The sequence below is a fragment of the Bacillus hominis genome (assembly GCF_018332515.1).
In the GTDB taxonomy this organism is placed as follows: Bacteria; Bacillota; Bacilli; order Bacillales; family Bacillaceae_G; genus Bacillus_A; species Bacillus_A hominis.
The window spans coordinates 1-9,925 of sequence record NZ_BOQD01000194.1 but is presented as its reverse complement, the minus strand read 5'-3'; the positions used below and the strand labels follow the sequence as shown (position 1 = coordinate 9,925).

Sequence of the window (9,925 nt, the reverse complement as noted above, 5' to 3'; positions counted from 1 at the left end):
TCTATTAATATTCTTTTTCATAGTTTCTCCTTTTTATTTTCATAAAACACTTATATATGTTAACTGAATTATATTATACTTTTTTAGAATTATTTAAGTTAATAAAATACAGTACATGAAATTTTAGAGCGCATACGTAGTATATCTTCGCTATTTTTTTACTTTTATCCTTTTATAATAAGAATACAAAAAAACGATTCTTTTCACACGAAAAAGAATCGTTTTCTAATTTTATACTTTCAAAAACATCATGTTAAGAAATGCCAAAACTAAAATACTATCACCTAAGAGTATTAACAATAATTTCAGTTGCCTCTGCAATTAGCTGATTATCATAGGTAGCCTCTTTCTCATCTCTACTGGATAGAATTGCGATGATAATGGGCGCTCTATTTGGCGGCCAAACGATAGCAATGTCATTTCGTGTCCCGTAACTTGCAGCTCCAGATTTATCTCCGACTTCCCAGTCAGTTGGTACACCAGCACGAATAAGTTTGTCTCCTGTAGCATTTCCTTTCATCCAATCTGTAAGAATGTTACGTTTATGAGCTGGAAGCGCATTTCCGACCGTAAAATCCTTAAGATTCGTAGCAATTGCTTTTGCTGTACTAGTGTCACGGATGTCTCCTGGTATAGCCTCATTTAACTCTGTCTCAAAGCGATCAGCCATAGTAACCCAATCACCCATCTGTCTAAGCGCTTTTTCATATCCCTTAGGTCCGCCTATTTTATTAAATAAAATGTTCCCTGCAGTATTATCACTGGAACGAACAGCAGCCTCAGCAATTTCTCCTAGTGCCATTCCAGTATCTACATGTTTCTCTGTAACAGGTGAGTATTCCACTAAGTCGTCTTTCGTATAAGTGATAACTTCATTTAATTTCTCAATTGAGTTTTGCTGTAGCAATACTCCTGCTGCTAACGCCTTGTAGGTTGATGCAAAGGCAAATCTTTCGTTAGGTCGATAAGCAATTGTTCGATTTGTACCAGTATCAATAGCATACACACCTAATCGAGCATCAAATTTTTTCTCAAGTTGAGAGAATTCTTTATATGACGCATGCTTTTTATGTTTCACTTGCCCTGTCTTTTCCTTCGCTTCAACTCGCAATGCCCCTCCTGTAAAAGTTTCTAAGCTTGTAAGACCTAAGCCTAATATGCCAGCACAGATCCCTATTATTAGCAACCTCTTGTTTTTCAAAATCATCATTCCTTTCAAATTTTCAATACTGAAAACAAGTAGTAAATTCAATACACTGTATCCTATTTGAACACCTATTTTATACGTACACATAATAGACCATCTAAGAAACAAGTTTGTTCCACAAACTTAAAAAACTCTTTAACTAGCATCGGAGTTGTTAACAAAATAAGAAATAGTAACTATGATAGCTACTATTTCTTATTTCAAATCTTCTTTTTTCTTTAACTTATAAAGGCTTTTATATAAACAGGGTCTCTTCCCCTGAGAAAGGTGCACTAATTTTGATTCAAACTATCTGTACTAGCAGCTTCACCATGTATACGTTGCGTTTTTAAATCAAAGTATACATCTAAAACTTCCTTTCCAATTATAGAATTAATTCCACTTTTATCATTATGAAGCCATGGGACTACTACAGAAAATGCTACTTCTGGATTATCATATGGAGCATATCCAACTAATGTTAAGTTATAACATTCCATACGTTCTCCTTTTGCATTTCTACCAATTGGATCATCTCCACCATATACAGTTTGAGCTGTCCCTGTCTTTCCTGCTGGTTTATATGAAGCGTTTTTGAAATACTTCACGCCAGTTCCATCACCTTCTTGGAATACCCATCTAAACCCTTCTTTTATCCGATCAATATGTTCTTTCTTCATGTCAACTCGATTTAATACGACAGGCTCTATGGAGCGTATAACTTTGCCAACCTCTTCTTCTTTTATTGATTGCTCTTTTATTTCTTGTACGATTTGGGGTTGCATTCTATAACCACCGTTTGCAATAGTTGAAATATATTGTGCCAATTGCAATGGCGTATACGTATCATACTGACCGATAGAAAAATCTAATAAAAACCCAGGTTGACTATCTACTTTTCTAGTTTGCCCAATTATTTCATTCGGTAAATCAATACCTGTTGGTACCCCTAAACCAAATTGTTTAAAATAATAGCGCATCGTATCAAATGCTTCTTGTTTAATATCCAACGAACCATTTGGTACGTAATTAACTCCCGCAATTTTTAAAGCTGTCTGGAACATGTATACATTTGAAGAAACTTGTAAAGCTCGTAAATCATTAATATTACCAAATCCGGATACATTCCACGATTTCTTAGCTTGTGTACCTTTAAATTTCATCGGTGCATCATAAAATTGATCTCCTGGCTGTATTGCCCCTGTCTCATATCCAGTTAATAAAGTAGCACCTTTTACAGCTGACCCTAGCTCATACGAAGTTGTCATGTTACCTAATGCCAAATCCTCAATCTCTATTTTCCCTTCTTTTTCTACAATTTTTTTGCCTGCCATAGATAAAATTTGCCCGTTATTTGGATTCGTCATGACGACAAAAGCTCGGTCCAACAGTGGCTCTGAACTCTTAAAAGCTCTCAAATTTTTCTCAATACTTTCTTCCACTTTCTTTTGTAATTCCATATCAATCGTTAATGTTAAACTATTACCACTTTTTCCTTTAGAGATTATTTCTGCGCTAACAATGTTTCCTGATTTATCAGTAATGTTTTTCACTTCTTCTTTTGTGCCGTGTAATACATCTTCATATCGTTGTTCAATATAACTTTTCCCCACACGATCATTACGGTTATATCCACGTACCAAATAAGAATCTAAGTTTTCTTTCGGTAATCCTTCTTCACTACTCGTAATATTACCTAACACGGAACGAAATAAATTACCATTTACATAATTACGTTCCCAATCAACTGTTGCATCTACTCCTGGGAACTCCGCAAGGTTTTCACTTATGCGCGCATACTCTTCATCTGTTACATCTTTTTTAATAATTTGTGGTGTCAGTTTATAACCTGAACTCATTTTACTTTTAATAGCTAACACCTTTAAATCTTGTGCTGTTAATTCTGCCAATTCTACTTCTGTCACACGACTTCTTCTTAAATCTTCAATTTTTTTATCTAGCTCTTTTCCCTCTATTCCCTTTTCTTTAAACTTTCCTATATCTTTTTTAGTAATCTTTGATTCTGCACGTTTTGCATTCAACTGCATCCAGAAATCTTTTTTATCGATTTCGGTTAACTTATTTATATCTTGTTCAGGCATTTCAAGCACTTTCGCCAATTCTTTTGCTGTTTTTAAAATATTTTCACTCGTAATCCCCTTCACCCTTGTATACGTAATTGTGCGAAGAGATTTATTATTAACAACTGTTTTCCCTTCCCGATCTAGAATTTGTCCACGTGGAACTGGAATACTAGTTGTTTCATTTTGACTGTTTTCCACTTGGTTCTTATAATCCTCTCCCTCAACGATTTGTACTTTTCCTAGCTGCATAATAATAGCTGAGAATAGTAGAAATATGCAAAGGAACATTATATTTAATCGAATAGATATATATGTCTGCTGCTTCTTTTCTTTTTGTTTTTTCATAAATCCTCCATATAATTCTTCCGGAACTCCTCACTACTACTTAGTAAATAAATATACTAAATACGTTCCTTATATATTAGAAACCACCATTCAGTTATAAATAGTGTCTTATCTTTTTTTGATAAATCTTTGTAAGCATCAATTCCTTTTCGTTTAGCCGCGTAATTGATAAATCTCCTTTCCTGTTTTTCTCTCTATTTTTTTGTCGCTTGCATTAGAAATGCTAAACTGTATAATGACTCATATTAAACTTACACATGGACTTACTATTAACATGTGCTTTTTTTCATACTGATTCTTCCCTTCTTCATGTTGTAATACTTAATAGACAACCTAAATCATAAAGTTGTTCCACATTTACAAAAAAAATAATTAACTATAAGATGAAATAAGCTAAAAAAGGGAGGGTTTTATGTTACATACAAAAATAAAAAGATGGAGATTTTTAGCTGTTCTTTCTATTGTAGGTTTGATTTTAATAATTTTATTAACAATCAACTTCATTTCAATTACTATCGCAACTTCTTCAGCTGAAAGAGGAAAAATTTTTGATCAAAATGGTGTAATACTAGCTACAAATAAGAAAGTTAAGTCTCTATATTGCACTTCTAATGATGAAAATCTATCGAATCAAGATACATCAAACACATTAGCTTTTTTCAATCAATTTTCAAGCGAGTTTCAACATGACATTTCTGCAGGGGACATAAAATCACATTTACAACAATCTTGTAAAAAGCAAACTATGAATGAAATACCACTATACTCTGACATAAATGAGAATGAGCTTGCATTCATAAACAAGAACAAACCCAATAATGTAATAATCAAAGATGAATGGATCCGATTTTATCCAAAGCACGAAATTGCTTCACAAGTAATTGGGTATGTAGAAAATGACCTTAATTCTAAGTATGTACCTGTTGGAAAAAGTGGGATTGAGCTTCAATATGAAAATGATTTAAAAGGAACACCAGGAAAAACTCTTATTTTTAAAATGAATAATAAAAAGTTCTTTTGGAACATTCGAAAAGTACAAAACGGAAAAGATGTCCGGCTGGCTTTAGATTCTAAGTTGCAGCAAAAAACAGAGGAAGCATTAAGATCTCAAATTAAGAAAATACCTGATGCTAATGCTGGTTATGCAGTAGTAACCGATGTGAAAACTGGCGCAATTTTAACTATGGCCAACTCGGCAGTTTTTGATCCAAATACACTACATGCACAAGTATCATCTAAAAAAGAAAACATCAAATCTCTTTCACAAAATAGAGCAATTCAAAAATTAAAGTATGGTGAATCTTATGTAAATATGGCCTCTACTATAAAGCCTCTTACTATTTTAATTGGATTAAACGAAAAGCTTTTTCAACCTGAAGATACTTATTTAGATAAAGGTAGTTTTCAATATGATAATCAAAATAACATTACGAATGCACCTGGAACGCCAACAGGTGAGATTACACCGAGTCAGGCTATCATTAATTCATCTAACACATTTATGACAGCAAAAGTAGCTCTACCCTTATTCAACCAAAATAATGGAAATATAGAAAAAGTGGCAAATATATGGACAGATTATTTAATGCAATTCGGTCTTCGTTCTAAAACGGGGATTGATTTACCCTTTGAAGAAGACGGACAATATGAATTTCATCCATCTAATAAGTTTGAAAATGGCATCTCAGCTTTATTAAATGCCTCTTGGGGAGGAAACGAAGTGCATACCCCTCTTCAACTCGCCCAATACGCAGCAACTTTGGCAAGTAAAGGTGATAAATATAAACCTCAAATCGTAAGTACTATTATTGGTCAGGACGGTAAGGAAACAAGAAAGTTTAAACCCATATTAGAAAGTTCAAATCGTTATCCTATGAAATTTTGGAGTGTCGTGCAAGGTGGAATGCGTCAAAATATAGAGGAGATTAAAAACTTACCTTTTGATGTCGCAGGTAAAACGGGTATTACAGGTTCTCCGAATGAGCAAGAAAGAATGATCAATCATTCTCTTTTCATTGCATATGCTCCTACCGAAGATCCACAAATTGCTATTTCTGTCGTTATTCCTGGTAGCAATTCTGAAAAAAATATTGCCGCTCTCGTTACATCAGAGATTTTAGAGTCCTGGAATACTCTTCAAAAAGAAAATAAAACCAAAGAGGAAGGTTCATTAAAGTGAACCTTCCTCTTTTACCATATAGATTCTATATTCGTTATTTTCCATATACCTTCATCATTCTTTTCGAACATGAAAGAATATTTAATATCGCTTAAAACATAGTCTTTTTGTACATATCCAGTATTACCGTTAATAGTCGATATTTTTATATATCCATCATTTTGCACTTTTTCCGGGATCCAAGCTTTTACCATTTCATTAGATACTTCATATAAAACTTTTGATTCTAGTTTTGGTTCAGCTAAAATTTTCGTTTTGTTTCCAGTAACAGTTGCATATATAAAATGTGCTTGCTTTGGTTGGTTACTTTCTGTCAATCCACTTGGTACTTTGTATACTTTCTTTGTATCATTTGCAAATTCTCCCCCCATTGTAAGAGCGACTTGCAACTCATGAAAAATATCTTCATCCAACTTCAATTCATCCTTCTTATAACTCTTCCCTTTAAATAGAACTTCATCATTTAATGCTCTATACAAATCATTTTCATTTTTAGAATTTGTACTTTGATATAAGTCATTTATAAATTGTTTTAGTGAGGGATCTTGAGCAGATTCATCTTTTGTTTTAGGCTTAATTTGAGTACTACTTTGTACCGGTGATTTATTATCATCAAGCCAAGGTTGCTGAACAATAAAAAATAATAGTGTACAAGCCAAAACAACTACAATAGGCAATACTTTTCTACGAAATGGTCTTTTGTATGTTGCAGAATCTACTTCACTATTTTGGTCTATCGATTGCTTTATTTTATAAATAAATTCTTCTTCATCTTTACGATTTTCCATTGGACCGTTTTTTAATTTGCTATACCAGTCGGGATTTTTTTTATTGTTCATCATTTCTACCCTCCCCTATTAATTTTGAAACCTTACTTCTCGCTCGGCTTAATCTAGATTTTACAGTTCCAATTGACACTCCTAATGTTTCAGCCATTTCTTCATAAGATAATTCATATTTTGCGTCCAATATTAGTATTTCACGGTGTTTTTTAGGTAGTTTTAATACAACCTCCCACACTTCATTCATTTCCTCTTGCTTAAAAAATTCTTGTTCTGCCGATGAAGATTGCTTATCGTCACTAAAAAAACCTACTAATGATATCCTTTTAAAATAAGAGGATTTCAAATAATTTATTGCCGTATTTCTTGTAATTTTTAATATCCACGTTTTAATAGATGACTCCTTTCGAAACGAATGCCAATTTTTAAAAACCTTTATAAATACATCTTGCGTGATGTCATCTGATAAGTGTGGATCTTTCGTAATAATAAATGAATAATTCCATACATCTTGCCAATAGTCTTTTATAACATAGTCAAGCTCATCATGATTACATTTTTCAATAAACGTCTGTTCCATTTCCACACCTCAAACTTATTTGAATAAACATAAAGCTGCCCTCACTTTTATTATGGTTTCAATATATAGACAAGATACAAGTTTCATTTGTTCCATTGTTTATCTTTTTTGATAGAAACATCCTCCTAAAAATGTAAAGGTGTGCAATTACTTTCATAAAATAATCATCTATACATTCTCTTACATGACAGGCTCCTAAAAAACAAGTAAAGCATACAATATTAAAAATACACTCATAAAAAATCTGATTATTATTTGTGCATTTCACGCAACACTCCACTTGTATCACCTTTTTTCTTAGAGCATACTTATTTGTGTGCTCTATTTATGTTTTACTAAATAACTGTTTTGTTACAGTTTTAAACCTGTCCCTTTCAATATGTTTTACTCTTCTATTTACTATTAGCAATACCAACTTTATTCAGCCACAACAAAAAAGCATTCTCGATTGAGGAGAATGCTTTTTCAAAACTTAATTGTTCTTTTTTAGCTCAATTTATACCTTCGTGTTAAGCAAACAATGAATGTAGTAAAAGATTTCACCTTATAGTTACGTATTATTTCTGAAAAACATGTTTTACTTTTTCGCCTGGAACATTACTCCCACCTCTTCCTTTTACATCTTCAATCATCATGGTAACAATCATGTCTGGCGCATTTGCATCAAAGGCTGCAAACCATCCAAGTTCTTTTCCGTCTGCTTCTTTCGACTCTTTCAATTCTGCTGTACCGGTTTTACCAGCAAGAGTTACACCATCAACTTTAGCAATTCTCCCCGCGCCATCAGGGTCATTAATGACTTTTATTAATGCACTCTTTAATATCTCTTGATTCTTTTTAGAAACGACTTTTTCTTTCCAATTCCCCGCTGCTTTTGTTTCTTTTAAAAGATGAGGCGACGGGATATTTCCCTCATTCACAATCGGTGCATATGTTAGTGCTAAATGAAGTGGTGTCATTAATACTTGTCCTTGTCCATATCCCGTATCTGCAAGTTGAATATCATTTTTTATTCCATCTCTTGCAATGATTGAAATAGGGAATTCGTATTCGATTGGTAATTTTTCATGAAATCCGTATTTCTTAAATTCATTTACATACTGATCTTTTCCCATTTTCAAAGCTTGTTGAGCAAAATAAATATTATCAGAGTACTTCATTGCCTTATCAAAATCAATTGGACTAGCTTCCTTCACACGTGTTACATAATAATTTCCCCAAGATGAATCTTTTGTCCACTTTAATCCTTGAATTTTAAATTCTTCCTTAGGGTTTATTGTGTTTGTTTCCAAACCAATTGCACCTGTAATCGTTTTAAATACGGAACCTGGTACAAATGCTTGTGTAAAACGATTCATCATTGGTAGTTTCGAGTCGTTATTCCATGCTTCTCGTTGGGCTTTTGATGCGCCTCTAACTATTGTATTTGGATTATAAGCAGGGCTACTTACAAGTGCGATAGTTTCACCTGTTTTAGGATTGACAGCTGCACTAGATCCTGCTTCATTTTTCATCTCATTAAAGATTTTTTCTTGAATTGCAGCATCAATTGTTAACGTAACATTTTCCCCTTCTTTTGCTTCTTTTTTTGCTACGTTTTTAATCTCTTTCCCGTTCTCGTCTTCCATAAATACGCGTCCACCCTTTTCACCACGCAATTTATTCTCTAATACCTTCTCTAAACCAGTCTTACCCACTAAATCATCTGCTTGATAACCTTTTTTTTGAAGCGATTTTAACTCCTCTGCATTCACCTTTCCTATATATCCCATTAAGTGTGCCGCTGCTTCTCCTAATGGATACGTACGAATATTTACTGGGCGAGATGAAACTCCTTCTAATTCAATATAATCATTCTGTCTGGTTCCCTCTTTTAAAATACCAATTGGTACAAGGGAATCTGGTTTTATCCATTTCGCTGCGAGCTTCTGATCGACCTCTTCTGTAGACATATCAAGTAATTGTGCTACTGTTTCTTTCGTTTGCGCTGCCGTTTCACCTAGTTTCTCTGGAATAATTCCAACCTCAGTCGCTTTACCATTCGTTGCAAGCCCTTTTCCATTTCGATCATATATTTCTCCGCGTTTTCCCTGCTCTGTTTGCATACGTACTTTGTAACCTTTTTTCATACCTGGGAAAATGAAGTCTGGTGTCCAATCTATTTTCCAAGATTCCTTTTCTTTCACAAGTTTTGCCTCATGGATGAATGAAACTGTTCCTCCATCCGTATCCATTTTAATTTCAAAAAGAAAACGTTCTTTCTCTTTAGTATTCTCTCCTTTCGTTTTAATTTTTAAATTCTGAACTCCAATACCTTCATAGATTTTTTCATATTTCTCTATGAACTCCTTTTTAGAAATCGTTTTTTTGGCATGTTCTGATAAATGATCATACATATTTCCAAATTCTTTATCATTCCATAAATTAATATATTCTTCAAATGCTTGTTTTGGCGGTTCGTCTTTATTACACCCTACCAACATAACTGCAAAACAAAAGAAAAGCAGCATCCATATTTTTTTCAATTCAATCTTCTCCCTTAGTTAAAAATGATTATTCCTTTCTTGTTATATTAAATAAAAAATGTTTTAACGCTTAATAGACAGTGTAAGTAATGAAATAGTTCCACATTTATAAAAAAATTTAATTTATGGTTAAGCTACATTCGAAGAGGGAGGATTTTAAGATTCTTACAAGCAAAAGAAGCGAATATATTTAGCGAACGTTATCATTATTAGTGTTGTTTTAACAATTTCATTTAAAATACCT

6 protein-coding genes are annotated in these 9,925 nt (G+C 33.1%); 1 reads left to right on the top strand and 5 read right to left on the bottom strand.

All coding sequences use genetic code 11. The features are described 5' to 3' along the window. Positions 1-280 precede the first annotated feature (280 nt). Positions 281-1,207 (bottom strand): class A beta-lactamase Bla1, encoded by a 927-nt coding sequence (gene bla, locus KI356_RS18650; RefSeq protein ID WP_438820846.1) that lies wholly within the window; start codon positions 1,205-1,207, stop codon positions 281-283. Positions 1,208-1,479: 272 nt separating this feature from the next. Further along, positions 1,480-3,615: a peptidoglycan D,D-transpeptidase FtsI family protein gene (locus KI356_RS18645; RefSeq protein ID WP_212936111.1), complete on the bottom strand. Its 2,136-nt coding sequence runs from the start codon at positions 3,613-3,615 to the stop codon at positions 1,480-1,482. A 412-nt stretch (positions 3,616-4,027) separates the two neighbouring features. On the opposite strand from KI356_RS18645, the gene KI356_RS18640 reads away from it, so the two are divergent. Further along, positions 4,028-5,794, top strand: coding sequence for a peptidoglycan D,D-transpeptidase FtsI family protein (locus tag KI356_RS18640; protein WP_212936110.1), 1,767 nt, complete (start codon positions 4,028-4,030; stop codon positions 5,792-5,794). An 11-nt stretch (positions 5,795-5,805) separates the two neighbouring features. On the opposite strand, the gene KI356_RS18635 is transcribed toward KI356_RS18640, so the two are convergent. From KI356_RS18635 to KI356_RS18625, 3 genes are all read right to left on the bottom strand, one after another. Then, positions 5,806-6,633, bottom strand: coding sequence for an SH3 domain-containing protein (locus tag KI356_RS18635; protein WP_212936109.1), 828 nt, complete (start codon positions 6,631-6,633; stop codon positions 5,806-5,808). Next, positions 6,623-7,156: an RNA polymerase sigma factor gene (locus KI356_RS18630; RefSeq protein ID WP_128280066.1), complete on the bottom strand. Its 534-nt coding sequence runs from the start codon at positions 7,154-7,156 to the stop codon at positions 6,623-6,625. The genes KI356_RS18635 and KI356_RS18630 overlap by 11 nt, the downstream gene beginning before the upstream one ends. Positions 7,157-7,713: 557 nt before the next feature. After that, entirely contained in the window at positions 7,714-9,681 is a 1,968-nt protein-coding gene (locus tag KI356_RS18625) for a penicillin-binding transpeptidase domain-containing protein (protein ID WP_212936108.1), read from the bottom strand. Positions 9,682-9,925: the final 244 nt, after the last annotated feature.